This window comes from Parabacteroides sp. MSK.9.14 (assembly GCF_019041495.1).
Lineage (GTDB): Bacteria > Bacteroidota > Bacteroidia > Bacteroidales > Tannerellaceae > Parabacteroides > Parabacteroides merdae.
Map to the genome: position 1 here is coordinate 38,386 of NZ_JAHPXO010000003.1, position 25,328 is coordinate 63,713.

Here is a 25,328-nt window from a genome sequence, read left to right on the forward strand (position 1 = left end):
TTTTTTTGGTTACAGTTTTACTGGCGATATTAATAATCTTTAATCGAAAGATAGTCTGCTGATTAAATGAGGGGGGCTAAATATCAATTATACGTACAAAATCCGAAACATATTTCTTTTTATTTGCTTTTAATTCCGCTAACGGTTTTTATCCTTATATTTGTTCTGCTTGAAAACGTAAAAAACAGGTCCTAAAGGAATGAAAGAACATATTAGAAAAAGAAAAATCATGGCTGTGACCTTGACCGGATCTCTTGCCAACTTTCTGCTATTGGTTTTCAAATTTGTAGCAGGTGTGTTAGGGCACAGTAGCGCCATGATCGCGGACGCCGTCCATTCGCTATCCGATTTTGTGACGGATGTAATTGTTTTGCTCTTCATTAATATATCGTCCAAACCGAAAGACGAAGGCCATGACTATGGGCACGGAAAGTATGAAACTTTGGCTACTACGATCATCGGGATTGTCCTGATGTGTGTAGGAGCCGGCCTTTTCTGGGATGGTGCGAACAAGGTATTTGGATTTTATTTTGGAGGCGAACAGTTGGAAAGTCCCGGCAAGATCGCACTTACTGCCGCCATTATCTCTATTTTGATAAAGGAAACCCTGTATCGTCTGACGCTATATGTCGGAAAAAAAGAAAATAGCCAGGCTGTTATCGCGAATGCCTGGCATCATCGTTCGGATGCTTTTTCTTCTATCGGGACGACGTTGGGTATTGGAGGAGCCATCCTCTTAGGTGATAACTGGCGTGTGCTGGATCCGATAGCAGCCGTGATTGTCAGCATATTGATTGTAAAGGTAGCCTTTCAGTTGGTCATACCTGCAATTAATGATTTGCTGGAGAAATCTTTACCGACTGAGGTCGAAGATAAGATTCTCTCTATAATAAATGAAACGCCGGAGGTCAGGAACCCGCATAATCTATGTACCCGCAGAATCGGTAATGATTTTGCAATAGAAGTGCATATCCGGGTCGATGGACAAATAACTGTAAGCCGTGCGCATGAGCTGACGAAGGAGATAGAAAGTAAGTTACGTTTGAAATTTGGGCCTGCAACCCATATCGTCTTGCATGTCGAACCGATAAAAGAGAAAAAAGATGAGTGAACTGACATTATACCGGGGAGAAGTTTTTGATTTTATCGATTCTCCGTTAAATAGAAAAGATGCTTACCGATATTTTCCCGATGGAGCATTGGTCGTACGGGAAGGAGAGATAGTCGATTGTGGGCCTTTTGAGGAGATTAAAGGCCGTTATACCGATTATGAACTGGTTGATTATTCCGGTAAACTCCTGATGCCTGGATTTATAGATTCCCATATTCATTATCCGCAAGCTGAAATAATCGGGATGTACGGAAGGCAGTTGCTGGATTGGCTGGAGGACTATACCTTTCCAGCAGAACAGGCGTTTGTTTCTTCAGAGCATGCGGATAGGATGGCCCACTTCTTTGTAGAGGAACTATTCCGGAACGGAACGACAGCTTGCATGGCTTATGCAACGGTACATCCAACATCCGTCACCGCTCTCTTCTCCGTTGCGTCGGAATATAATATGTGTATGCTGACCGGAAAAGTGCTGATGGACCGGAATGCTCCGGCAGGATTGACCGATACGGCGGAACAGGGGAAATCCGAAAGTCGTTCTTTGATCGAATCTTGGCATGGAAAAGGGCGGAACCGCTATGTCATCACGCCCCGTTTTGCCATTTCCTGTTCGACGGAACAACTGATTGCGGCTGGACGTTTGCACGAACAATATCCTGGCACTTATATACAGACGCATCTTTCCGAGAATAAAGACGAGATCGACAGCACGCTTTCCTTGTGTCCCGACTGCCAAGATTACTTGGAAGTATACGAGCGGGCAAGATTGGTTACAGACCGTTCCATCTTCGGACATTGTATTCATCTGTCTGATTCGGAATGCCGTCGGTTGGTCGAAGCCGGTTCTGTCGTAGCCCACTGTCCTACATCCAACCTCTTTTTGGGAAGTGGCTTGTTTGATATGCAACAAGCCAATCGTGTCGGTATGCAAACCGTATTGGCGACGGACATCGGAGCCGGAACCTCTTTTTCTATGCTGCGCACGATGGGAGAGGCGTATAAAGTGCAGCAACTTGGCGGATATCCGATGTCTGTATTCGAGTCATTATATAAATGTACGTTGGGAGCAGCTAAAGCACTTCATTTGGATGATGAAATCGGCTGTTTCGGGAAAGGCCGGAAAGCGGACTTCATTGTTATGGATTATGCCGCCACACCTTCCCAGCAGGTACGCATGGACTATCTGAAACGCCACGGGAAGTGGACGTTGGAAAATAAACTGTTCGGCCTGCAAACAGCTGGAGATGAAAGGAATATTCAAGCCACCTATGTGATGGGGAAAAGAGTATTCACCCTTGCTTAGAATACCTGCATCTCGTTCCTGACAGTCGTGACACCAATTAGCCGATCATAGCGAGCACCCATCGGACGATAATAAACATAGATGCTATATTCATTTTGTGTCTGGTAGTAATTACCTTCTATCGGACCTGTCTGACCGACAGAGGAACCGGTCGGGACAAACAAATACTGGTAATTGTAACTTCCCTGTTTGAGAAGTACGGCTTTTTCGTATTGCTTCGTCTCGAAGTTATAGCCCATTTTGCTCTTTTCATCCAATACATTATTAAATAGCTCACCGTTCAGATATACACTCCCATCGGGCAGCGGATCGCATGCAAGCGTAAAATGCACGATATAATAATCCGCTTCCGTATCCGGATCGTTACAGTCGCTGCAACGAATGAAGAAACGGCCGTCCTGATCCTGGTCATATTGGTAAGTGCCTTTATCCCGCCTGTAATCGGTCATAAGCTCCACATTATAATAAGGATTGTGGAAGGAGATATTTTCGACGTGCATTCCATTATATTTGTTGCTTAGGAACTCCATGCGACGATACTCATTCCCGGCAGGGAAAATAAGGTTGCGGTTATACGTGTAAGATATTTGGTTTTCCAGAATGCTCATAGGTTGCAAGTCCGTTACGGCATTATCGCGCCGGTTGTCCTGGTAAACGAATATCTTCAGGTCCGTTTGCGGATAAGTGATCGGAAAATTTTTGTTGTTGATGTTGAAACTTACCTGCTGATGGCTCTGGTTGGTGTCGATGTCCGTGTTCCCGCTCACCGAAGCCGAGATATTGACAACCGGTTCTACCACAGAGAAACAGGCTGTAAAAATGATCTGGTCCGGCGTATCCTCGTTATAGACCTGGATGGCATAATTGCCGGAAACTTTAAACTGGACATCGTCGTTCGGAAGCAATAGCCGGTAGTTCGAATATTGAGTCGTAGTCCCGATGGAATTGGCAAAATCGTCGATTGTTGTTCCTTGGAAACCATTCATATATTCGATCGGACTCAACTGCGATTGCGTCCAGTCGGCGTTGCAATGCACCACGTTATAGGCATATCGTGTGTATCCACTCCCCAAACCGTCGAAATTGATTTCGATTTGCTCTTCTCCTCCCAACGCTATGTAAGGTTCGGATATCAACTCTCCGGCAACTTTCACCTGAAGCGTTTTTATCTGCTTGCTATTGACATCGGTGAAGAACTTTACCTGTGCGTTTACCCCGATGGAAAGGGCAAAAAGCATCATAAATAGTAAACTGTACACTCTCATTTTCATATTTCTTTCTTTGTCGGTGCAAAATTATGGAATTATTTCTTTAATTATTTTCCATTCCCTGCTTTAAAGCATAAAAAATTGCTTACTTTTGCGGGAAAATTACATATAAACAATTTTAGTTGTATCATGGCAAATGTGATTAAGATTAAAAAGGGTTTAGACATTAATCTGAAGGGCAAAGCTTCGGACGTACTGTTAAACGGAGGGAAAAGCGATAGTTACGCTATCGTTCCCGATTATTATAACGGTATTGTACCCAAAGTTGTTGCCAAAGTAGGAGAAAAAGTCAAAGCCGGTTCTGTATTGATGATCGATAAGAACCGCCCGGAGATCAAGTTTGTTTCGCCTGTCAGTGGCGAAGTAACTGCCGTAAATCGAGGAGAGAAGCGCAAAGTGCTTAGCGTGGTTGTCAAGCCGGAAGCGCAGATCGAGTATGAAGATTTCGGTAAGAAAAATGTAGCTTCCCTCAAGAGAGAAGAGGTGAAGGAGGCAATCTTGCACGCTGGTATGTGGCCGTTTATCAAACAACGTCCGTACGACATCGTCGCCTCGCCGGCTGACGAACCACGTGACATCTTTGTTTCTGCATTCTATTCCGCACCGTTAGCTCCGAACTTCGATTTCGTCGTGAAAGGACAGGACGTTGATTTTCAGACGGGATTGGATGCGCTTGCAAAACTTACCGACGGCAAGGTGTATGTCGGCATCCGTAAAGGTTCTTCCGTTAGTGTGAAAGGTGTTGAAACTGTAGAAGTGGAAGGTCCGCATCCTGCGGCCAATGTGGGAGTACAGATTAATCACATTAAACCTATCAATAAGGGTGAAGTGGTCTGGACGGTAAATCCTGCCGACGTGATCGTTATCGGCCGTTTGTTCAATAAGGGCATCGCCGATTTCAGCCGCCTGGTTGTGATAACCGGTTCCGAAACGACAGAGAGAGGATACGTTAAGGCAATTGCCGGCTGTACGATCGCCAGTCTGGTTGACGGAAAGATCATGAGAGGTAACGAAGATATCCGCATTATCAGCGGTAACGTGTTGACTGGTACGAAGGTAGAAAAAAACGATTATTTGGGAGCCTATGACAATCAGATTACGGTTATCCCGGAAGGCGACGAAACACACGACTTCTTCGGCTGGGCGACTCCCGGTTTCGGAAAATTCAGTGTGAGCCATTCATTCCCCGCCTGGTTGATGGGTAAGAACAAGGAATATGTGATAGACGCCCGTATCAAGGGAGGCAAGCGTGCTATGATCATGTCCAACGAATACGATAGCGTGTTTCCGATGGATATCATGCCGGAATACCTGTTGAAGGCTATTATCGCATTCGATATCGATAAGATGGAAAACCTGGGTATATATGAAGTAGCGCCCGAAGATTTTGCCCTTTGCGAATTCGTCGATACGTCCAAACTCGAAATTCAGAAGATCGTTCGTCAAGGTCTGGATGTATTATACAAGGAAATGAATTAATAACATTAAAAATTAGAATACATTGAAAGCGTTAAGGAATTACCTCGACAAGATTAAGCCTAACTTTGAGGAAGGCGGAAAGCTGGCGATGTTCCGTTCTGTTTTTGAAGGTTTCGAAACATTCCTGTTTGTTCCGAGCACAACTTCCAAATCAGGCGTACACATTCATGACTATATTGACTCGAAGCGTACGATGACCGTGGTCATCATTGCTTTGTTGCCCGCTTTGCTTTTTGGTATGTACAATGTCGGTTATCAGCATAACCTTGCAATAGGAGCTGATCCGGGATTTCTCATGACTTTTATTTTTGGTTTTCTGGCTGTATTGCCTAAAATCATTGTTTCGTATGTGGTAGGTTTGGGTATCGAGTTTGCTGTTGCCCAGGTGAAGAAGGAAGAAATCCAGGAAGGTTTTCTGGTTTCGGGTATTTTGATCCCGATGATCGTCCCTGTTGACACTCCGTTGTGGATGATCGCCGTAGCTACTGCATTTGCAGTTGTTTTTGCCAAAGAAGTATTTGGCGGTACAGGTTATAATGTATTTAATGTAGCGTTGGTTACACGTGCATTCTTGTTCTTCGCATATCCGGCGGCTATGTCCGGTGACCAGGTGTTTGTTCGTACGGCTGATACGTTCGGTATCGGTGGCGGACAGGTGGTAGACGGCTTCTCTGGCGCGACTCCGCTGGGACAGGTTGCTATCGCAGGCAAGGAACTGATCGGTTCGTTCCAGGCAGTCGATGTTCTCGGACATCCGATTTCCACATGGGACATGTTCTTAGGTCTGATTCCGGGTTCGATCGGTGAAACATCTGTATTGGCGATCCTGATCGGGGCGGTTATCCTTCTTTTCACAAAGATCGCAAGTTGGAAAACAATGGTTTCCGTATTTGTGGGTGGTGCGGTCATGTCGCTTATCTTCAATATGATCGGAACGACGGTGGCCATGTGTGTATCTCCGTTGGATCATTTGTTCCTGGGTGGTTTCGCATTCGGTGCCGTGTTTATGGCTACCGATCCTGTCACTTCTGCCCGTACGGAAACAGGTAAGTACATCTACGGATTCCTGGTAGGAGCTATGGCTATTATTATCCGTGCATTGAATCCGGGTTATCCAGAAGGTATGATGCTCGCTATCCTGTTGATGAATGTATTTGCTCCGCTAATCGACTATTATGTAGTGGAAGCTAACATCAACCGCAGATTGAAACGTGTAATCAAATAAAGTAAGAAGGAGTATGGCAAAATATAAATGTAAAGTATGTGGATATATCCACGAAGGAAATAAAGCTCCGGATGTTTGTCCTGTATGTGCAGCTCCCGCTTCCGATTTCGAAGAAATGAAAGACGAGGCTGCTGCTGACAAGAAAAAGGGACTGGACAGAGACAGTAACGTGTATACTGTTGTTTATGCTTCCGTAATGGTTGTTCTGGTCGCAGTCGTGCTGGCCTTTACTTCGCAATCGCTTAGAACTTTCCAGCAGAAAAACGAGGAAAACGACAAGAGACAGCAGATCCTGCGCTCCATCAACGTGACGGTTCCGGCAAATGAAGCCGAAGCTAAATATTCGGAATTGATCAAAGAAGCATTTCTGGTAAATGAAAATGGTGAAAAAGTAGAAGGTGACGCTTTTGCCGCCGATGTGGTGAAGGCTGCTGCCGAACACCAGTATCCGGTTTTCGTTGCAAATGTAGATGGCCAGCCTAAATACATCATGGCTTTGCATGGTGCCGGTTTGTGGGGACCGCTGTGGGGATATATTTCTGTAGACAGCGATAGGAATACGGTTTATGGTGCTGATTTCAGCCACCAGGGTGAAACTCCGGGATTGGGTGCTGAAATAGCAAAACCTGCATTCAGCAATGAATTCAAGGGTAAGAAACTGTTCATGGACGGTACATTCAAGTCTATTGCGGTCGTTAAGCCTGGCAAGAGCGTTGCCGGTCAGGATTATGTAGACGGTATTTCCGGCGGTACGATTACAAGCCAGGGAGTACAGGCGATGTTATTTAATAGTTTGAATGGTTATGTTAAGTTTTTAACCTCACAAAATTAAGTAGAAAATGGGATTATTATCTGAAAAGAATAAAGAAGTTCTGTTAGGCCCGCTTAGCGTAAACAACCCGGTCATCGTCCAGATGTTGGGTATCTGCTCTGCGCTGGCTGTAACATCAAAACTGGAGCCGGCTATTGTAATGGGTATTTCAGTAACGGCTGTTGTGGCTTTTGCCAACGTGATCATTTCACTGCTGCGTAATACGATTCCAAACCGTATCCGTATCATTGTGCAGCTGGTGGTGGTGGCTGCATTGGTGACTATCGTGAGTGAAGTGCTGAAAGCGTTTGCTTATGACGTAAACAAACAGCTTTCAGTGTTTGTGGGTCTGATCATTACCAACTGTATCCTGATGGGACGTCTGGAAGCATTTGCACTGGGTAACGGTCCGTGGGAATCATTCCTTGACGGAATCGGTAACGGTTTAGGCTATGCATTGATCCTGGTGATCGTCGGTTTCTTCCGCGAGCTGTTAGGTTCCGGCACGTTGCTGGGATTCCAGGTTATTCCGCAGGCATTCTATGACTTCGGTTATGTGAACAACGGTTTGATGATCCTGCCTCCGATGGCATTGATCGTGATCGCCGTGATTATTTGGGTTCACCGTTCTCGTAACAAGGAACTTCAGGAAAATTAATGCTAACTATTAAAAAAATAATAGAATGGAAGAATTATTAAGCACATTTGTCCGCTCGATCTTTGTAGACAACATGATTTTCGCATACTATCTGGGTATGTGTTCTTTCCTGGCTGTTTCCAAGAACGTAAAGACTGCTTTGGGATTAGGTATGGCTGTGACGTTCATTCTGACATGTACGTTGCCGATCAACTATATGCTTGAAAATTATGTATTGAAGGAAGGTGCTCTGCAATGGCTGGGTGCTGAATTCGCTGGTGTAAACCTGAGCTTCCTTGCTTTCATTATCTTTATCGCCATCATCGCTTCGTTTACGCAGCTGGTGGAAATGGTAGTGGAAAAGTTTGCTCCGGCTCTGTACGCTTCTCTGGGTATCTTTTTGCCGCTGATCGCTGTAAACTGCGCTATCCTGGGTGGTTCTCTGTTTATGCAACAAAAGGCATTTCCTAACGTAGGTGTTGCAACTGTTTATGGCTTAGGTTCTGGTATCGGTTGGATGCTGGCTATCGTCGGTATGGCTGCCATCCGTGAAAAGCTGGCATACTCGGATATCCCCAAACCGTTGAAAGGTCTTGGTATCACCTTTATCATCACAGGTTTGATGGGTATGGCATTCATGTGCTTCTCAGGTCTTAAGATATAATATTAACGCATTAAACTTATTACAGAAATGACTTTATTAATGACGACTGGCAGTCTTACAATCGCAGCAGGTGCCGTGATCTTCTTGGTGATTACGCTGATCCTGGTGGGTGCGTTGTTGGCGGCCAAAGCAAAATTGGTACCGTCAGGAAATGTAGACCTGAAGGTAAATGGAGAAAAAGATATTGAGACTCCGATAGGAAGCACTTTGCTGGCTGGTTTGCAAAGTGGTGGTATCTTCTTGTCTTCAGCTTGTGGTGGTGGTGGTAAATGTGGCCAGTGCCGTGCACAGGTATTGGAAGGAGGCGGGGAAATCCTGCCGACAGAAAAGGGCTTTTTCTCTCGTAAACAGATTAAGGAACACTGGCGTCTGGCATGTCAGTGCAAAGTGAAGGAAGATATGGTCGTTCAGGTTCCGGACGAAGTTTTCGGTGTAAAGGAATGGGAATGCGAAGTCATTTCCAACAAGAACGTGGCTACTTTCATCAAAGAGTTTATCGTGGCGTTGCCTAAGGGTGAACACATGGACTTCCTGCCGGGTTCTTATGCCCAGATCAAGATTCCGGCATACGCAATGGATTACAACAAGGATATCGACAAGTCGCTGATCGGCGAAGAATATCTGCCGGCTTGGGAAAAGTTCGGTTTGTTCACGTTGAAATGCAAGAACGACACACCGACCATCCGTGCTTACTCTATGGCCAACTATCCTGCAGAAGGTGACCGCATCATGTTGACGGTTCGTATAGCCACTCCGCCGTTCAAACCGAAACCCGAAGTGGGCTTCCAGGATGTGATGCCGGGTATAGCTTCTTCTTATATCTTTACCCTGAAACCGGGTGATAAGGTGACGATGAGCGGTCCTTATGGTGATTTCCATCCGATCTTCGATTCGAAGAGAGAGATGATGTGGGTCGGTGGTGGTGCCGGTATGGCTCCGCTTCGTGCTCAGATCATGCACATGACGAAGACACTCAAGACTACGGATCGCAAGATGTCATACTTCTATGGCGCCCGTGCCTTGAACGAAGTGTTCTATCTGGAAGATTTCCTGGAAATCGAAAAGGAATTCCCGAACTTCACATTCCATCTGGCACTCGACCGTCCGGATCCGGCAGCCGATGCGGCAGGAGTGAAGTACACGGCCGGTTTCGTTCACCAAGTAATCTACGATACATATCTGAAGGATCACGAAGCTCCGGAAGATATCGAATACTACATGTGTGGTCCGGGCCCGATGTCAAAGGCAGTGGAAAATATGCTGGACAATCTGGGCGTGCCGCGTGAAATGTTGCATTTCGACGATTTCGGCGCGTAACAGATCATTCGAAACATGACAATAATAGAATCGGGGAAGGATATTTATTCTTTCCCCGATTTTTTTTTGAACTATTCTGTGTATTAACCTGTTATCCATAAAAATCAAGGGATAAGGACGAGTTGTTACGAAAGAATTACAAAGAAAATACATTTCTTTTGTAATATAGTGCAGCGTTTTGCGTTTTGAATACATCATACTTGTATATGATATTAAAATTGTAATAGAATATGAAAGCATTGATATTATCTTTTTTTGCAGTAATCTTAGGTTATTCACTAATCTTCGATGAGAAGAAAACAACTGACCAACCTGTCATAAAGGATAGTAATTCCGTGTATGTCGACAGACCGGCCAATATGCAGATTTCCGATTCCGTTATGATATATAGGGATCAGACCGCATCCGTTCTGTAAGTTTTAGTTAGAGTTTTGTTGTTTACCCGTGTTGTTTTGCTTTTGTAGTATCACTCTATCACCCGGCCGGGCGTTGCCTTTGTTTTTCAATGGCGATAACAAGTGATACTATTTTGTTTTCTCTATCACACTTCTATCACACCCTATCACAAGACATCCGTTTCTTTTTTGAGAGAAATAAAGGGATCCGTTTGTAGAACTAACGGTCTTATTTTTAGTAAACTAACTACATTTGTCCGTAAACATCCGGGTGTAGGGAGGACGGACATCCGGATGTTCAAGGAGCCTACATCCGGGTGTACAGGCGTGAAGATGGGGATGCAGAGGATTTTTTCCGCCCTGTTTTGACAAAAAAGGTCCTGGCATTGGATGTAAAGGTCTGTATATCGGATGTTAATATCGGTAAAAACGAGGTTTATAATTCGTTGTATGCGGGTATTCCTTCCAAAAAAGTGTATGTCCGGTTGTTATAGTCGATTTTGCAGCAATAGTGGTTTAAGCCATTGCTAACAATCAGGTATTCGACACGTAGCACCATGTTATAACGGGCTATCTGGTCGAAAACAGTGTTGGTAATGTTTATATGGGGAGCTTTGTACTCGACAATGACCAGAGGTTCAAGAAAACGGTTGTAAGCAACCGTATCGCAACGTTTGGAGGTTCCATTCAGCTTGACCAGCACTTCGTTTGCCAGCAGTTCTTTCGGGTAGCTTTTCCGAGTGATCAGATAATTGACAAAATGCTGACGTACCCATTCTTCAGGAGTGAGAGCCACATATTTTTGCCGTACGGGATCGAAGATCATACGTTTTCCATCTTTTTCTGCTACTTTAGGCGCAAAACCAGGTAAGTTTAATGCAAGCATTTACTATATTTGTTCTTTTATTCTGTGAAAATAGACCATCAAAGGTAGTGATTTATGAAAACAAAACAAGAAATTGTCGAGAATTGGTTGCCGCGCTATACGGAGCGGAAGCTGGAAGACTTCGACAAATATATCCTGCTTACCAACTTCACGAAGTATGTGGAACTGTTTGCCGACCACTTTAACGTGCCGATCCTGGGACTGAAAAACTCCATGCCGAACGCAGCGGCCAATGGCATCACGATTATCAACTTCGGGATGGGGAGTGCGAATGCGGCGACAATTATGGACTTGCTATCGGCGATAAAGCCGACTGCCGTCCTCTTTCTGGGGAAATGCGGAGGATTGAAGAAGGCGAACAACCTGGGAGATTATGTCATGCCGATTGCGGCTATCCGAGGAGAAGGCACTTCGAACGAATATCTGCCGGCAGAAGTGCCGTCGCTCCCGGCTTTCTCGATGATGCGCGCCATCTCGTCCGCCATACGTGACCGGGGGAAAGATTACTGGACCGGGACTGTCTACACGACGAACCGACGGGTATGGGAATATGACAGCGATTTCAAAAACTACCTTCGCCGTACACACGCTACCGGTATCGATATGGAGACGGCAACCTTGTTTACGGCAGGCTTTGCAAACGAGATTCCGACAGGAGCTTTGTTGATGATTTCCGACAAACCTATGGAAGAAGCCGGGGTGAAAACGGAAGCCAGCGATCGCGAGGTGACCCGGAATTTTGCGAAAGAGCATGTAATGTTGGGAGTGGAAGCGCTTCGCCAGATTATTGATGGAAAGAAGACGATCCGTCACATCCGTTTCAGTTGGTAATTTTAATTGAGATCGCACACAAATATGGCAAAAAAAGAATATACATACGAGGAAATATGTCGGAATATCGTTGCAAAAAAATTCGCTCCTGTCTATATAATGATGGGTGACGAACCGTTTTTTATGGATCAGATAACAGACTTGCTACTCGAAAATGTATTGGAAGAATCCGAACGGGATTTTAACCAAATTATCATGTATGGAGCAGATACGGATGCAGCATCTATAATTAACGCAGCCCGCCGTTTCCCGATGATGTCAAAATATCAGTTAGTGGTTGTTCGGGAGGCTCAATTAATTCGTGATATTGAGCTTCTGTCGAACTATGTTAAGAACCCTTTAATGTCGACAGTTCTGGTCATCAATTATAAATATAAAAACTTAGATCGTCGTAAGGCGCTGGCTTCCGCAACAGACAAAACCGGGGTGCTGTTCGAGTCCAAAAAGATTCCCGACTACAAGATGCCGGCATTTATCGCCTCTTTTATGCAGATGCGTTCCATAGGGATAGACGGAAAGGCGTCTCAGATGCTTTCTGACTTCCTTGGAAACGATTTAAGCCGTCTGAGTAAGGAATTGGATAAGCTGGCACTGATCCTGCCTGAAAAAGGTGCAAAACGCATCACGCCGGAACTGGTGGAGCAAAATATCGGAATCAGTAAAGAGTACAATAACTTTGAACTGATAAAAGCGCTTGCCATGAAAGATGTCTTGAAGGCGAACCGTATTGCTCAATACTTCGAGAAGAACCCGAAAAGCAATCCGATTCAGATGACCCTTCCTGTATTATTTAATTATTTCTCGAACCTCCTGATTTGTTATTATACGAAGGATCGTTCCGAAGCCGGCTTGATGACGGCACTCGGACTTCGGGGGACATTCCAGGTTAAGGATTATCTTTTAGGGATGCGAAACTATTCGGCGATGAAAGTGTTCAACCTGATCAGCGATATCCGTATGACGGATGCTCGTTCGAAGGGAGTGGAAAACACTTCTGTTTCCGATGCCGAACTTTTAAAGGAATTGCTCTACAAAATCCTGCATTAAAACGATTTTTATACTTGATTGGCCTAAAGAAGAGGCTTTTTATCTGGAACAACAGAAAAATTGAACCGGATAAAAAGCCTCTTCTTATTGTTTCTCAATCTTTTATCGTTGATTTTACCCTACTTAGATTTTAATATTTGCCTTTTCCTGAATATCTGTTCACAAAAATCACAAAAATGGAGAGGGAAAACCTTAGCTGCATAAAAGTATGTTCGTCCATAAATCGTACAAGTACAAATTAGAGACACTTTGTCAGTTTATGAAATCAAGTATTTTTAGTTCGGTATTGAATTGTGAACGGGATAGTGCTTGTTAGAAATGTGAACAGCTCTTTTTGTACAAAAGATAGCCATTATACGATTCTACTTTGTAAACATATAACAGGAGTGTAACATTTGTTTATGTTTACATTACTATCACAAACCGATAAAAGTAACAATTTTATCTCTACTTTATATTTTTAGCATAAGTAATCGTATACCAAATGATTATACAGGATTATTAATTTAATGCATTAACTATTTTGTTACATATGCGTACAATTATGGCTAAATAGGCGTGTTATCTCAATATCATTTTCTATTAATTAAAAGATTAACAGTAAAATATAGCCTATATATTAAGTAATACTTTAATATGATTTTTGCATTAAAACAACCTGTTTACAATCTTAACGGAAACAATTGTTATCCATGCGATACAAAAGTATTGGTTTAAGTTTATATAATTAAATTGCACAATTGAGAATCATTGTGTATATTTGTATCGTTATTGATTTGTATACATTCCTTCCATGTAAACAGACATAATGGCAGTATTTCTATAAACAAATTAGGATTTACAAAAATGATAGGACGTATTACTCAAATAATGGAGCGTGAAGGCTTGACCTCTTCTAAATTTGCAGAAGCAATCGGTATCCAGCGTTCAGCAATGTCGCATATTTTGAACGGAAGAAATAATGTAAGCTTGGATGTCCTTATAAAAATTCTGGATCGGTTCACTTATGTCGATTCCGACTGGCTCCTTTTCGGTAAAGGCGAAATGGTGCGAGATCATATGTCAACACAACCAGATTTGTTCTCAAATACGGCGATAAATCCGTCCGGAGGGCAAGCTGCTCTTGAATATCGCAAGGAAATGAGGGTTGATACACCTGTAAACACTGTAAAACCTACTGTTGTTGAGCAAATTATACAGCAAGAAACAGCAACCAGAAAAGTAAGTAAAATAATGGTATTCTATTCCGATAATACATTTGACACTTTTGTTTCTGAAAAAAATAAGAAAGAATAGCTTGTTTTGGTTTATATACCATATTCATGTATCTTTGTATAGAATTAGACTAATCATATTATATGAAGAAGTACATGCTTGACATGAAGGTGACTGAAAACTGTAGCCTTCACAAAAATTATTGCCTGCTTAAACTAACATCTGATCAGATCCTGCCGGAAATGTTGCCGGGACAGTTCGTACAGGTACGTGTGGATAACTCTCCTACAACATTTCTTCGTCGTCCGATCTCAATTAATTATGTCGACAGAGCGACCAATGAACTGTGGTTGCTCGTCCAGTTGGTCGGTGACGGAACACGCCGGATGGCTGAGTATAAACCGGGTGATGTTGTTAACATCATGTTGCCTTTGGGAAACGGTTTCACGCTGCCTGCCGATAAAGAACAAAAATTACTGCTGATCGGTGGTGGTGTCGGGACAGCCCCGATGTTGTATTTGGGATCCATCCTGAAAAAAGCCGGTTACACACCTACGTTCCTTTTGGGAGCCCGTTCAAAGGAAGATGTGTTACAATTGGAACAGTTCGAACAGTTTGGAACAGTCTATGTTACAACAGAAGACGGCTCATTGGGCGAAAAGGGATATGTGACCAACCATTCCATCTTGAAAGATGTACATTTCGACCGGATTTACACTTGTGGACCTAAACCGATGATGGTGGCTGTTGCCAAATACGCCCATGCAAACTCTATTATATGCGAAGTCTCTCTTGAAAATACAATGGCTTGTGGTATAGGAGCTTGCTTATGTTGTGTGGAGAAGACCAAAGATGAGCATCATGTGTGTGTATGTACTGAAGGACCTGTATTTAATATTGAAAATTTGACATGGCTGAATTAAACGTAAACATTGGTAATTTGCAATTGAAGAACCCGGTCATGACGGCGTCGGGTACTTTCGGATATGGCATTGAGTATTCGGACTTTATGGATATCTCCCGCTTGGGTGGTATTTTTGTGAAAGGAACAACGATCCAGCCACGCGAAGGGAATTTGTATCCCCGTATGGCGGAAACCCCTTCGGGAATGTTGAATGCCGTAGGTTTGCAGAATAAGGGTGCACAATATTTCGTCGATCATATCTATCCGGAGATTAAGGATATCGACACGAACATGATTGTAAACGTGAGCGGTTCCTCTGTGGAAACGTATGTGGAATGTGCTGAGAAGATTGCAGATTTGGACAATATTCCGGCGATCGAACTAAATATTTCTTGTCCGAATGTAAAGCAGGGAGGTATGGCTTTTGGAGTGACGACTTGTGGGGCAAGTGAAGTGGTGAAGGCTGTCCGCAAGGTTTATCCGAAGACCCTTATTGTAAAACTTTCCCCTAATGTGACCGACATTACGGAGATTGCCAGAGCGGTCGAAGCCGAAGGAGCAGATTCTGTTTCATTGATTAATACTATGCTGGGGATGGCCATTGACGCGGAGAAGCGTAAACCGGTATTATCTACAATAACCGGTGGTCTTTCCGGTCCCTGTGTAAAGCCGGTTGCCTTGCGGATGGTATGGCAGACTTATAAGGCTGTAAAGATTCCTATTATCGGTTTGGGAGGTATTTCGAACTGGAAAGATGCGGTGGAGTTCATGCTGGCCGGAGCTACAGCAATCCAGATCGGAACCTACAATTTTGTAGATCCAGCTGTTGGCATAAAGGTTATCGAAGGGATGAACGATTATTGTGACCGACATGGTTTTTCGTCTGTCCGCGAACTGATCGGAGCTTTGGAAGTATAAAAACAGGATGAGATAATCCTTTTCGGAATAACAAATTAAAGAAAAGCCTGTAAAACGACTTATTTTATGCGTTTTGCAGGCTTTTTCTTGTAATTTTTATTCGTTTGGACTATCATTATTCCAATAATTATAATATCTTTGTTCGTATATAAAATAAACCTTGGATTTGTAATATCTAATTAATAAATTATAGAGGAAAAACATGAAGATCAGACATCTTTTTTTGCTATGTCTAATAGCGATATCAGCGACGCTGAGTGCAAATGGAAAAACTGTAATTCCAATTACAACCGATGACATTAGCCTTATTTATAAGGTTGATGATAAAAATGGCCGCCTGTATCAATCTTATCTGGGACAAAAACTGTCATTCGATTCGGATATCGTACAATTACCTCTCGGTAATGAAGCCTATCTGACACATGGCATGGAAGATTATTTCGAGCCGGCTATCCGTGTTTTGCATAATGACGGTAACCCGTCACTGCTCCTGAAATATATTTCCCACGAAAACAAACAGCTTCAGCCGGGAGTTGACGAGACGGTAATTCTTTTGAAAGATGATAAATATCCGGTCGAAGTGAAGTTACATTTCATCGCTTATCCGAAGGAAAACATCATCAAGGAATATGCGGAGATCTCGCATCAGGAGAAGAAGCCTGTCACCCTTTATAACTATGCTTCCTCTTTGTTGCATCTGAACGGCAGCAAGTATTTTCTGACCGAATTTGCAGGAGACTGGGCACATGAAGTCAATATGAAGGAAACCGAGCTGGCTTTCGGTAAAAAGATATTGGATACCAAGTTGGGGAGTCGTGCCAACATGTTTTGTTCTCCGTTTTTTTTGCTTGCTCTGGACAGGAAAGCGGAAGAGAATGCCGGAGATGTATTATTCGGAACTATCGGATGGACAGGAAATTACCGTTTTACGTTTGAAGTGGATAATGAAAATGGCTTGCGCGTACTTTCTGGTATCAACCCGTATGCATCGGAGTACTCGTTGAAACCGAATGAAGTGTTCCGCACACCGGAGTTCATTTTCACTTACAGCACGGAAGGTAAAGGGAAAGCCAGCCGCGATTTCCAGCGTTGGGCACGCAAATATCAGTTGAAAGACGGCGAGAAGTCTCGTATGACATTGCTGAACAACTGGGAAGCGACCTATTTTGACTTTAATGAAGACAAGTTGGTGAATATTATGGATGAAGCCGTTGCATTAGGAGTCGATATGTTCTTGCTTGACGATGGCTGGTTTGCCAATAAGTATCCCCGCAGCAGTGACCATCAGGGATTGGGAGACTGGGAAGAAACCGTTACCAAGCTGCCTAACGGTATCGGAAAGTTGGTGAAGGAAGCGACGGACAGAGGCATTAAGTTCGGTTTGTGGATCGAACCGGAAATGGTAAACCCTAAAAGCGAGTTGTATGAGAAACATAAGGACTGGGTGATTCATTTGCCGAATCGTGACGAGTATTACTTTAGAAATCAGATGGTTTTGGATTTGACTAATCCGAAAGTCCAGGATTATGTATATGGTGTGGTAGACAATCTGATGACGAAATATCCGGGTATCGCCTATTTCAAGTGGGATTGCAACAGCCCGATAACGAATATCTACTCTCCGTATCTGAAAGATCAGCAGTCCCATTTATACATTGAGTATGTACGCGGTCTTTATAATGTGCTGGAACGGATCAAACAGAAATATCCGAATCTGCCGATGATGCTGTGTTCCGGTGGTGGTGGACGTTGTGACTATGAAGCGTTGAAATATTTCACCGAGTTTTGGCCGAGCGATAATACGGATGCCGTAGAGCGTATTTTTATCCAATGGGGTTATTCTTACTTCTTTCCCGCTAAAAGTATGGCTGCCCACGTAACGAGTTGGGGTAAACAGCCGGTTAAGTTCCGCACAGACGTAGCTAGTATGTGTAAGTTAGGTTTCGACATCCGTATTCACGAAATGAGCCAGACAGACCAGCAATACTGTAAAGAGGCGGTGGCTAACTTCAAACGTTTGGATGATGTTATTTTGGACGGTGACCAATACCGTTTGCAGTCGCCTTATGAAAGCCAGCATGCTGCTGTTATGTATGCCAACGACAATGCAGACAAAGCTGTTCTGTTTGCCTTCGATATCCATCCGAGATACGCAGAGTCGATACAACCCCTTCGTTTACAGGGCTTGAAGGAGGATGCCCGTTACGAATTGAAAGAAATCAATTTGGTTCCGGGTACGCAATCCAGATTGGCCTGCAACGGTAAAACGTTCTCCGGAGAGTTTCTGATGAATGTCGGTATTCCTGTGTTTTCAAGTCGGCCGACAAATAGTCATGTGATTGAAATTACAGAGGTCAAGTAATCAAACAAATTGCTATATTTGTGTGTTACTAAAGCAATAAGTATGTTAGAACAGATAAACGACATATTACAAAACACGGTTATTACCCCTTATACGGCAACTGTAAAGTTGTTGATCAGTTTTCTCTTGGGAGCTGTCATCGGGATAGAGCGCCAGTTCAGAAGACGGGAGGCGGGAATGCGTACCTTTACATTGATTTGTATGGGTTCGACTGCCGCTATGCTGGTCTCTATCTGGATTCCGCAATGTTATCCTAACTTCTTGAATGGCGATCCGGGACGTATTGCGGCACAAGTGCTTTCGGGTATCGGTTTTCTTGGAGCGGGAGCAATTATCCAAAGTCACGGAAGTGTTCATGGGCTGACGACAGCAGCCTGTATCTGGGTAATGGCGGTAATAGGTTTGGCAGTGGGAGCCGGAATGTATATTCCGGCTGCTATTGCAACTGTCATAACACTTTTCATTCTGGTCAGTCTGGAACGTTTGGAGAAAAGAATGTTCTTGAATGGTGTCAATAAGATCCTGGCTATCACCTGTTCTACGGCGACCCCCGATTTGAAGGCTGTCCGGAAGATATTGGAAAGTAAAGGCGTTTTTATCGTAAGTGTCTCTTTCGAGACGTTTTATAAAGAGGATCGATCTGTTATCACATACAAAGTGAATGTAAAGGCGATCTCTTCCTATACGAACTTATTCAATGAAATACGGAGTTTAGGCATTGTTACACAAATCAGATTGATGGCATAAGCCATCAATCCAATTCTCCTTTCAGCATTCTTCCTGCAATGCGAGCCGAATCTCCAACGAATCTTCCGCAAGGGCGCTTCTTATAATATTCTTGCGTACGGGCGGCCGGTGCCGGTGTCGTAGCTGCTGCGTCTTCAGGAGGCAAAAGGTTGCGGCAGATGATTGTCCCGTTTTTCTCCTTGAACATGTCAGCCATTTTCTGTACCATTGCATAATTCCTGGTGCGGGCTTCCTGATCGGAAATGTCCTGAACCGGATATTTGAATCCCGCTAACATAGCCATTGCGCTGACTGTTCCGCAAATTTCGCGCATACGACCTACACCTCCTCCAAAAGAGACAGACATTTTCTTGGCTGTCTCCATATCCAATTCAAAGATATCCGAGTAAGCCAGAAAGACAGATTGTGCACAATTATAACCTGCTTCGAAATTCTGAACTGCACGGTTTACTCGTTCTTCAAGATCAAAGTCTTTCATGATACTCTTCGCTTGTTAATATTCATAATCGACGCAAGCTCTGTCTGCCTTGACGGGACCGATGATGCCCTTGGATACGGCTACATGTTCGGGATGGTTGGCATACGTTCCGACATCCTCAAGTGTATCCAGCTCTGTAGTAAGGATGATATCCCATGTCTCTGCCGGATTCACGTTAAAATCTACGCGGATCATGCGCAAGACGTCGATTTTGTCGATCAATGCTTCTAATCCTGTTTTGATTTCCTGCATTTTAGCCTGCTTGTCGGCCGGAGTTGCAAACTCCTTCAATTTAAACATTACGATGTGTCTGATCATTTTACTATTTATGATTATTTATCTATATAATAAATCAATGTCACATTTTTTCATCCAGATAGGAATCTTTATAGCCCAAGAAATACAGGATACCGTCAAGCCCGATCGTTGAAATGGACTGTTTGGCCGTAGCCTTTACTTTTGGTTTGGCATGGAAAGCGATTCCAAGACCGGCAATACTGATCATCGGCAAGTCGTTGGCTCCGTCTCCGACAGCGACCGTCTGGCGGATATCCACATTCTCGACTTGTGCAATAAGACGGAGCAGTTCCGCTTTGCGTTTCCCGTCCACAATGTCGCCGACATGACGTCCGGTCAGCTTTCCATTTTCCACTTCAAGCTCGTTGGCGTAGACGTAGTCAATGTTGTATTTCTGTTTCAGATAGTTGCCAAAATAAGTAAATCCTCCGGAAAGGATCGCAATCTTGAAGCCTACCTTTTTCAATATACGCATCAGACGGTCCACCCCTTCGGTAATCGGCAGGTTCTCGGCTATTTCCTGCATAACGGAGACATCCAAGCCTTTCAACAAGGCACAACGTTGACGGAAACTTTCGCAGAAGTCAATTTCTCCCCGCATGGCCGCTTCGGTAATGGCTTTCACTTGATCACCGACACCGGCTCGGATAGCCAGTTCGTCGATTACTTCCGTTTCAATCAATGTCGAATCCATATCGAAGCAGATCAGGCGACGCATGCGTCGATACATGCTTTCTTCCTGAAAAGATATATCCATCTCCTGCTCGGCAGAGAGTTTCATGAAATCGGCCTTCATCTGTTCCTTGTCCCTCGGCGTACCGCGCACGGAGAATTCTACACTGGCTTTCGGCGTCCGGGCATTCTCATCCAAAGGGATACGTCCCGTCAAACGCTTGATGTCGTCGATGTTCATGTCCTGGTCGGCAACAATGCGTGTAACACCTGCGATTTGTCGGGCAGTCAGTTTCCGACCCAGAATCGTTATTATATACCGGTTCTTGCCTTGCATGGAAACCCATTGGTTATAAGCTTCCTCGGTGATCGGGTTGAAACGGATATTTACATCAAGCTCATAACTTTTGAAGAGTAACTCTTTCAGAATATCCCCCGAATTGCCTTCGCTACTTTGAAATAAGATGCCTAAAGAGAGGTTGTTGTGGATATCAGCTTGACCGATGTCCAAGATAACCGCGTTGTTCTTGGCCAGTATCTCGGTAAGGGCGGCGGTCACCCCCGGACGATCCGTACCATTTATGTTTATCAGTATTATTTCGTCTTTTTGTCCCATACGATTGTAATTGTGAGGCGAAGGAACGAATAATTATTTTAAGTAAAAAGTGTTTTCTTAAAATAATACCGTTTTATCAGAGATATGGAACAATCGTCCCTCATGCCTTCGGTGCGCTTGTCCTGATCCTGCACGAATAGGCAGATCAAGGGATAAAAGTTGTAAAAAATCAGGCAGAAATGACGAGGATGTATCCTGTTAATACAACAGGGGCACTCTCGTCATTTCTGTTTTGTTTTTATTTTCTTATCGCTTCTACCTCTTCAGCACGGACGGGGATCTTTTTACCTAACAGGCGGGCGCCGTTTTCGGTGATCAAATAGTCCTCTTCGTTGCGGATGCCGCTGAAATCTTTATATGTGAACAGCTTGTCGTAATTGATAAATTCGGTGAACTTGTTCTGGCTTCTCCAGAGATCCATCAGTTCGGGGATGAAGTAAACGCCCGGCTCGATAGTCAGGACAAAGCCCGGTTCCAACTTACGTCCGAGGCGGAGAGACTTGCGTCCGAACTCCGTGCTCTTCGGCTGGCCGTCATATCCGACGTAGATTTCGCCTAAGTTTTCCATATCGTGAACGTCCAGTCCCATCATGTGTCCCAGTCCGCAAGGCATGAACATGGCATGAGCACCGGCTTTGACTGCTTCCATCGGATCGCCTTTCACGAAGCCCAACTCTTTCAGGCCTTCCATGATCACTTTGCAGGACAATTCATATACATCGACAAACGGGATACCCGGACGCAAAGCTGCAACAGCTGCTTCGTGGGCAGCCACCTGGATATCATAGATCTCACGTTGGCGAGTGGTGAATTTGGCATCGGCAGGAATCGTTGACGACATGTCGCCGGCATATCCCATCTCCGTTTCGGCGCCGGCATCGAGCAGAAGCATGTCGCCACTCTTGATCAAATTGCTATGATCATGGTTGTGCAACGTCTGCCCATTGATCGTCGCGATGATCGGGAAAGAGAGTTCGTAATTGTTGGCATAAGCAACTTCGGCAACGGCGGCGGCCACTTCGCTTTCGCGGATGCCCGGACGGACGGTGCGCATGGCGGCCAGATGCATGTCGGCTGTCACGATACAAGCCTTTTCTATTTCGGCAATTTCTTCTTCGCTCTTATAGTTACGCTGGTTGACAACGCCCATAATAAAAGGTACGGAAGGTTTTTCGGCTCCCGGAACGACGCCTAACCACTGGAACAGCTTGATCTGGTGTTCGGCGCGGTAAGTCGGCAGGTAATGGATCGGCTGGCCTTTCTGCTGCGCGTTCTTCAGATAGGTATCGATTTCCTTGAACGGACGTACTTCGGTGATACCGGCTGCTTCGCTCTTTTCCTTCAGCGTCGGCTGTGTTCCCATCCAGACGATTGCGTCGATCGTCAGTTCGTCGCCGAAAATGATCTCGCGGTTGTTGTCTATGTCGATGATGGAGGACAGCCCGGCGTAGGGAAGCCCGAAGAAATACAGAAAAGTGGAATCCTGGCGGAAATGGTATGTGTTATCGGCATAGTTCATGCCTGACTCATCGTTACCCAAAAATAACAGCAGGCCGGAACCTATCGTCTGTTTTAATTTAGCCCTGCGGGCGATATAAGTTTCTTTTGCGAACATGATATTATAAATTTAATTTAATGCAACCAAAGGTAAGCATAAATTGGAATCCTAACCTATTCGTATCCTATTATTTTTGTCGTTACTCGTATCTTTTTGTCAGCCTTTGGAAAGTTTCACCGATTTCCGCCTGCCGGCTTGCGGCGGTAACGAATTATCGTACCTTTGCTATGTAATCATTAAAATACAAGAACTATGATGAAAGACACATCTTATTCTAAAATTCCTTCTAATTACGGTTTATGTGCGGCAGACTGTCCTCGCGGCGACACTTGTCTCAGGCGGATCGCATACGACCGTATTCCGGCAAATGTTGTTTTTCCTCCGACATTGCATCTGAAAGCGATAGAAGCGATGGCGGGGAAGTGCAAGTATTACCGTTCCAACGAGAAAGTGCGTTATGCCAAAGGGTTCCTGTGTACGGCCGGAGCCTTGGCGGTCAGTGTGTCGGGTACGTTCAGGTGTCGTCTGATCGGTAGTTGGGGAGTCAGGAGATATTATCAGAAGCGGAAAGGAGAAACGTTGCTGTCACCGGCCGAGCAGCAGCAGGTGGTTGCGCTTGCCAGGAAGTTAGGCGTGCGGTTGGACGAATACTTTGACGGATATGTGGAGGAATACGACTGGTGACTGGGCATCTGCAGTCTTTTACATGCCCAAGTAAAAGACGTTACATGCCGATGTAAATGTTGTTACCATCCGATGTAAACATTTTTACATGCCAGCATAAATGCATTTACATCGACAGGTAAATGTTTCGTAAATGCAATACTCTGACAGTTAATTGATAATCTTTTTACCGCTTTATTTGATCGGATGAATCGGCGCCCCGTCCATATAGGTGAGGGCGGCGCCTATGGCTGTCCTGTATTCCGAATATTTGGGGATTAGGAAACGGACGCCATACATTTCTTCCAGCTTAGGGAAGATCTCCTTGCACTGGGGCAGTTGCGTCAGGTTGCCGATCAGGACGAAATCGCGGATCGGGCTGTTGAGAGCCGATAGGATGGCAGCCTGGCCGATCGATTGCAAGACCATGTGGATAATCCCGGAAGCAATGTCTTCGGGAGAGGCGTTGCCGTCCGCCTTTCCGAAGTTGGAGGCGGTGGCGTCCAGCGGCAGGTCGGGCAGGGGCCTGTTGCAGATGTCCTGTATCTGGAGGTCGATATTCGTCAGGGTCCCTTTCCGGGCCATTTCAGCGATCAGATGGATGTCCTGCGTTTTCAGGAGCAGGCGGGAGAGTCCGAGCAAGGTTCCGCCTCCGATGCCGATGCCGCCGATATGCTGGATATGCGGTCCTTCAACCTTTACGAAAGAAGTTCCCGTCCCCATGCTTACGACAATCAGGTTTTCCAGCGAAGCGGCATATTTGGCTCCGAGGCCGTTGGCCAGAAATTCATCGGTCTTGGCTGTCGGCAAGCCGTATAGCGGCTGGTCGATGAAAGCGCTTCCCACACCCGTCAGCATCACCATCTCGATCTCCGGCAAGGTGATCCCGTTGTCATAGATATACTTGCCGAAAGCTCCGAAGAGCGAGGTGACCGGATCGGTCGCCTTGACGAACATCGGCGACTGGATGCTCTTGTTTTCCACTCCGACAATCTTGGTTGTGCTTCCACCTACGTCAATACCTATTACTACGCCCATATTTTCATGATTTAGTTATAACTTTCCGTATCTTTTCGCTTGCAAAGTTATAACTATTTCTTACATTGCCCCGGCAAATATAACCTTTATATAATATGAAGATACGGCAGATAATGGCACTTACCGGCGCGACAGTCGTGTGTGGTAACGGCCGGGAAGACCACGAAGTGCAGTGCGCCTTCGCCAGCGACCTGATGAGCGATGTCCTGACATTGGATTGCAACGGTGTGCTCCTCGTCACTGGTCTGTGCAACATGCAGACGATCCGGACGGCAGAGATGGCGGATGTTTCCTGCATCCTGTTCGTCAGGGGAAAGAAAGCGACTCCCGATATTTTACAACTGGCGGCAGAAAACGAGATGATCCTGATGGAAACGGATCACTCGATGTACCATACAGTCGGTGAACTTTATTGTAACGGCCTTCCGCCGATCTATTAAGCAAAAGGAGGTGAAGATATGCAATTCAGATTTGAACTGGAAGGAGGCAACTTCTCAAAAGCCGGCTATGCTTCGAGCCAGATAAAGAAGGTGTTGAAGCAACTGTCCGTCGATCCGCGCATCATCAAGCGGGTGGTCGTCGCTCTTTATGAAGCCGAGGTCAACGTCGTGGCGCATGCCTGGCGAGGGACGGTTCTGGCCGATATCGAAGCCGACAGGATCAGCCTCCTGTTGCAAGACGAAGGTCCCGGCATTCCCGATATCGGACAGGCCATGCAGGAAGGTTTCTCCACCGCATCGGCAGCCGTCCGCGAGATGGGGTTCGGTGCAGGCATGGGGTTGCCCAATATGAAGAAGAATGTAGATGAATTAACGATCGAGAGCAAAGTAGGAGAGGGCACGGTTGTCCGTATGCTGACCTACTTCTCCGCAAACGACAGATAGCC

General features: G+C 45.0%; 25 protein-coding genes. 18 read left to right on the plus strand and 7 right to left on the minus strand.

Annotation, left to right across the window (positions count from 1 at the left end; translation table 11 throughout):
* Positions 1-199 precede the first annotated feature (199 nt).
* Together KTG12_RS02455 and guaD are read left to right on the plus strand one after the other, a co-directional pair.
* The gene (locus KTG12_RS02455) at positions 200-1,111 is read left to right on the plus strand and encodes a cation diffusion facilitator family transporter (protein WP_022321866.1); all 912 of its coding nucleotides are present in this window, start codon (positions 200-202) and stop codon (positions 1,109-1,111) included.
* Complete coding sequence (gene guaD / locus KTG12_RS02460) at positions 1,104-2,414, plus strand: guanine deaminase (RefSeq protein WP_022321865.1); 1,311 nt, start codon at positions 1,104-1,106, stop codon at positions 2,412-2,414. The genes KTG12_RS02455 and guaD overlap by 8 nt, the downstream gene beginning before the upstream one ends.
* Here the strand turns inward: guaD and KTG12_RS02465 are convergent.
* A complete protein-coding gene (locus tag KTG12_RS02465; RefSeq protein WP_022321864.1) occupies positions 2,411-3,679 on the minus strand; it encodes a DUF5103 domain-containing protein in 1,269 nt (422 codons plus the stop codon). The genes guaD and KTG12_RS02465 overlap by 4 nt on opposite strands.
* 132 nt (positions 3,680-3,811) lie before the next feature.
* Here KTG12_RS02465 and KTG12_RS02470 point away from each other — a divergent pair, with 132 nt between their 5' ends.
* From KTG12_RS02470 to nqrF, 6 genes are read left to right on the plus strand one after another with little or no spacing between them, the layout of a single operon-like run.
* Complete coding sequence (locus KTG12_RS02470) at positions 3,812-5,161, plus strand: Na(+)-translocating NADH-quinone reductase subunit A (RefSeq protein WP_138272647.1); 1,350 nt, start codon at positions 3,812-3,814, stop codon at positions 5,159-5,161.
* A 22-nt stretch (positions 5,162-5,183) separates the two neighbouring features.
* Positions 5,184-6,386, plus strand: a complete 1,203-nt coding sequence (locus KTG12_RS02475; RefSeq protein ID WP_005638001.1) for an NADH:ubiquinone reductase (Na(+)-transporting) subunit B — start codon at positions 5,184-5,186, stop codon at positions 6,384-6,386.
* A 13-nt stretch (positions 6,387-6,399) separates the two neighbouring features.
* Positions 6,400-7,218, plus strand: a complete 819-nt coding sequence (gene nqrC / locus KTG12_RS02480; RefSeq protein WP_005638000.1) for an NADH:ubiquinone reductase (Na(+)-transporting) subunit C — start codon at positions 6,400-6,402, stop codon at positions 7,216-7,218.
* Between the two features lie 7 nt (positions 7,219-7,225).
* A complete protein-coding gene (nqrD, locus tag KTG12_RS02485; RefSeq protein ID WP_005637998.1) occupies positions 7,226-7,855 on the plus strand; it encodes an NADH:ubiquinone reductase (Na(+)-transporting) subunit D in 630 nt (209 codons plus the stop codon).
* 25 nt (positions 7,856-7,880) lie between these two features.
* Positions 7,881-8,498, plus strand: a complete 618-nt coding sequence (nqrE, locus tag KTG12_RS02490) for an NADH:ubiquinone reductase (Na(+)-transporting) subunit E (protein WP_005637996.1) — start codon at positions 7,881-7,883, stop codon at positions 8,496-8,498.
* A gap of 27 nt (positions 8,499-8,525) precedes the next feature.
* A complete protein-coding gene (nqrF, locus tag KTG12_RS02495) occupies positions 8,526-9,815 on the plus strand; it encodes an NADH:ubiquinone reductase (Na(+)-transporting) subunit F (protein ID WP_005637994.1) in 1,290 nt (429 codons plus the stop codon).
* A gap of 831 nt (positions 9,816-10,646) precedes the next feature.
* On the opposite strand, the gene KTG12_RS02500 is transcribed toward nqrF, so the two are convergent.
* Positions 10,647-11,096, minus strand: a complete 450-nt coding sequence (locus KTG12_RS02500; protein WP_022321862.1) for a type I restriction enzyme HsdR N-terminal domain-containing protein — start codon at positions 11,094-11,096, stop codon at positions 10,647-10,649.
* A gap of 54 nt (positions 11,097-11,150) precedes the next feature.
* Here KTG12_RS02500 and KTG12_RS02505 point away from each other — a divergent pair, with 54 nt between their 5' ends.
* The 7 genes from KTG12_RS02505 (at position 11,151) to KTG12_RS02535 (ending at position 19,120) form a co-directional block, all read left to right on the plus strand.
* Complete coding sequence (locus tag KTG12_RS02505) at positions 11,151-11,927, plus strand: AMP nucleosidase (protein WP_005637985.1); 777 nt, start codon at positions 11,151-11,153, stop codon at positions 11,925-11,927.
* A 24-nt stretch (positions 11,928-11,951) separates the two neighbouring features.
* Positions 11,952-12,974 (plus strand): DNA polymerase III subunit delta, encoded by a 1,023-nt coding sequence (gene holA / locus KTG12_RS02510; RefSeq protein WP_119216349.1) that lies wholly within the window; start codon positions 11,952-11,954, stop codon positions 12,972-12,974.
* Positions 12,975-13,820: 846 nt separating this feature from the next.
* On the plus strand, positions 13,821-14,270 hold the full coding sequence (locus KTG12_RS02515; protein WP_046452587.1) for a helix-turn-helix domain-containing protein: 450 nt from the start codon (positions 13,821-13,823) through the stop codon (positions 14,268-14,270).
* Positions 14,271-14,332: 62 nt separating this feature from the next.
* On the plus strand, positions 14,333-15,112 hold the full coding sequence (locus KTG12_RS02520) for a dihydroorotate dehydrogenase electron transfer subunit (RefSeq protein ID WP_005637977.1): 780 nt from the start codon (positions 14,333-14,335) through the stop codon (positions 15,110-15,112).
* The gene (locus KTG12_RS02525; protein ID WP_046452588.1) at positions 15,100-16,011 is read left to right on the plus strand and encodes a dihydroorotate dehydrogenase; all 912 of its coding nucleotides are present in this window, start codon (positions 15,100-15,102) and stop codon (positions 16,009-16,011) included. Before KTG12_RS02520 ends, KTG12_RS02525 begins: the two co-directional genes overlap by 13 nt.
* A 202-nt stretch (positions 16,012-16,213) precedes the next feature.
* Entirely contained in the window at positions 16,214-18,373 is a 2,160-nt protein-coding gene (locus tag KTG12_RS02530) for an alpha-galactosidase (protein ID WP_046452589.1), read from the plus strand.
* 42 nt (positions 18,374-18,415) lie between these two features.
* Complete coding sequence (locus tag KTG12_RS02535) at positions 18,416-19,120, plus strand: MgtC/SapB family protein (RefSeq protein ID WP_005637970.1); 705 nt, start codon at positions 18,416-18,418, stop codon at positions 19,118-19,120.
* A gap of 4 nt (positions 19,121-19,124) precedes the next feature.
* On the opposite strand, the gene KTG12_RS02540 is transcribed toward KTG12_RS02535, so the two are convergent.
* From KTG12_RS02540 to KTG12_RS02555, 4 genes are all read right to left on the minus strand, one after another.
* Complete coding sequence (locus KTG12_RS02540; protein ID WP_005637969.1) at positions 19,125-19,598, minus strand: C-GCAxxG-C-C family protein; 474 nt, start codon at positions 19,596-19,598, stop codon at positions 19,125-19,127.
* Between the two features lie 15 nt (positions 19,599-19,613).
* Complete coding sequence (locus KTG12_RS02545; protein WP_005643234.1) at positions 19,614-19,916, minus strand: Dabb family protein; 303 nt, start codon at positions 19,914-19,916, stop codon at positions 19,614-19,616.
* Between the two features lie 40 nt (positions 19,917-19,956).
* Positions 19,957-21,183, minus strand: coding sequence for a phosphoserine phosphatase SerB (serB, locus tag KTG12_RS02550; protein WP_005637964.1), 1,227 nt, complete (start codon positions 21,181-21,183; stop codon positions 19,957-19,959).
* A 238-nt stretch (positions 21,184-21,421) separates the two neighbouring features.
* Positions 21,422-22,798, minus strand: coding sequence for an aminopeptidase P family protein (locus tag KTG12_RS02555; RefSeq protein WP_138272645.1), 1,377 nt, complete (start codon positions 22,796-22,798; stop codon positions 21,422-21,424).
* Positions 22,799-22,993: 195 nt separating this feature from the next.
* Between KTG12_RS02555 and KTG12_RS02560 the strand changes: the two genes are divergently transcribed.
* The gene (locus KTG12_RS02560) at positions 22,994-23,425 is read left to right on the plus strand and encodes a DUF6078 family protein (RefSeq protein ID WP_122121016.1); all 432 of its coding nucleotides are present in this window, start codon (positions 22,994-22,996) and stop codon (positions 23,423-23,425) included.
* A gap of 174 nt (positions 23,426-23,599) precedes the next feature.
* Here the strand turns inward: KTG12_RS02560 and coaW are convergent, their stop codons facing one another.
* Positions 23,600-24,442: a type II pantothenate kinase gene (coaW, locus tag KTG12_RS02565; RefSeq protein WP_138272644.1), complete on the minus strand. Its 843-nt coding sequence runs from the start codon at positions 24,440-24,442 to the stop codon at positions 23,600-23,602.
* Between the two features lie 95 nt (positions 24,443-24,537).
* Between coaW and KTG12_RS02570 the strand changes: the two genes are divergently transcribed.
* Both KTG12_RS02570 and KTG12_RS02575 read left to right on the plus strand, forming a co-directional pair.
* Complete coding sequence (locus tag KTG12_RS02570; RefSeq protein WP_005637954.1) at positions 24,538-24,882, plus strand: DRTGG domain-containing protein; 345 nt, start codon at positions 24,538-24,540, stop codon at positions 24,880-24,882.
* 18 nt (positions 24,883-24,900) lie between these two features.
* A complete protein-coding gene (locus KTG12_RS02575) occupies positions 24,901-25,326 on the plus strand; it encodes an ATP-binding protein (RefSeq protein ID WP_005643243.1) in 426 nt (141 codons plus the stop codon).
* Positions 25,327-25,328: the final 2 nt, after the last annotated feature.

Coding starts and splice junctions, on each gene's coding strand:
- KTG12_RS02470 (WP_138272647.1), top strand. CDS start 3,812: ATGGCAAATGTGATTAAGATTAAAAAGGGTTTAGACATTAATCTGAAG.
- KTG12_RS02455 (WP_022321866.1), top strand. CDS start 200: ATGAAAGAACATATTAGAAAAAGAAAAATCATGGCTGTGACCTTGACC.
- KTG12_RS02535 (WP_005637970.1), top strand. CDS start 18,416: ATGTTAGAACAGATAAACGACATATTACAAAACACGGTTATTACCCCT.
- KTG12_RS02515 (WP_046452587.1), top strand. CDS start 13,821: ATGATAGGACGTATTACTCAAATAATGGAGCGTGAAGGCTTGACCTCT.
- coaW (WP_138272644.1), bottom strand. CDS start 24,442: ATGGGCGTAGTAATAGGTATTGACGTAGGTGGAAGCACAACCAAGATT.
- KTG12_RS02560 (WP_122121016.1), top strand. CDS start 22,994: ATGATGAAAGACACATCTTATTCTAAAATTCCTTCTAATTACGGTTTA.
- nqrC (WP_005638000.1), top strand. CDS start 6,400: ATGGCAAAATATAAATGTAAAGTATGTGGATATATCCACGAAGGAAAT.
- nqrE (WP_005637996.1), top strand. CDS start 7,881: ATGGAAGAATTATTAAGCACATTTGTCCGCTCGATCTTTGTAGACAAC.
- nqrD (WP_005637998.1), top strand. CDS start 7,226: ATGGGATTATTATCTGAAAAGAATAAAGAAGTTCTGTTAGGCCCGCTT.
- KTG12_RS02555 (WP_138272645.1), bottom strand. CDS start 22,798: ATGTTCGCAAAAGAAACTTATATCGCCCGCAGGGCTAAATTAAAACAG.
- KTG12_RS02540 (WP_005637969.1), bottom strand. CDS start 19,598: ATGAAAGACTTTGATCTTGAAGAACGAGTAAACCGTGCAGTTCAGAAT.
- KTG12_RS02525 (WP_046452588.1), top strand. CDS start 15,100: ATGGCTGAATTAAACGTAAACATTGGTAATTTGCAATTGAAGAACCCG.
- nqrF (WP_005637994.1), top strand. CDS start 8,526: ATGACTTTATTAATGACGACTGGCAGTCTTACAATCGCAGCAGGTGCC.
- KTG12_RS02520 (WP_005637977.1), top strand. CDS start 14,333: ATGAAGAAGTACATGCTTGACATGAAGGTGACTGAAAACTGTAGCCTT.
- holA (WP_119216349.1), top strand. CDS start 11,952: ATGGCAAAAAAAGAATATACATACGAGGAAATATGTCGGAATATCGTT.
- guaD (WP_022321865.1), top strand. CDS start 1,104: ATGAGTGAACTGACATTATACCGGGGAGAAGTTTTTGATTTTATCGAT.
- KTG12_RS02505 (WP_005637985.1), top strand. CDS start 11,151: ATGAAAACAAAACAAGAAATTGTCGAGAATTGGTTGCCGCGCTATACG.
- KTG12_RS02545 (WP_005643234.1), bottom strand. CDS start 19,916: ATGATCAGACACATCGTAATGTTTAAATTGAAGGAGTTTGCAACTCCG.
- KTG12_RS02575 (WP_005643243.1), top strand. CDS start 24,901: ATGCAATTCAGATTTGAACTGGAAGGAGGCAACTTCTCAAAAGCCGGC.
- KTG12_RS02570 (WP_005637954.1), top strand. CDS start 24,538: ATGAAGATACGGCAGATAATGGCACTTACCGGCGCGACAGTCGTGTGT.
- KTG12_RS02500 (WP_022321862.1), bottom strand. CDS start 11,096: ATGCTTGCATTAAACTTACCTGGTTTTGCGCCTAAAGTAGCAGAAAAA.
- serB (WP_005637964.1), bottom strand. CDS start 21,183: ATGGGACAAAAAGACGAAATAATACTGATAAACATAAATGGTACGGAT.
- KTG12_RS02465 (WP_022321864.1), bottom strand. CDS start 3,679: ATGAGAGTGTACAGTTTACTATTTATGATGCTTTTTGCCCTTTCCATC.
- KTG12_RS02530 (WP_046452589.1), top strand. CDS start 16,214: ATGAAGATCAGACATCTTTTTTTGCTATGTCTAATAGCGATATCAGCG.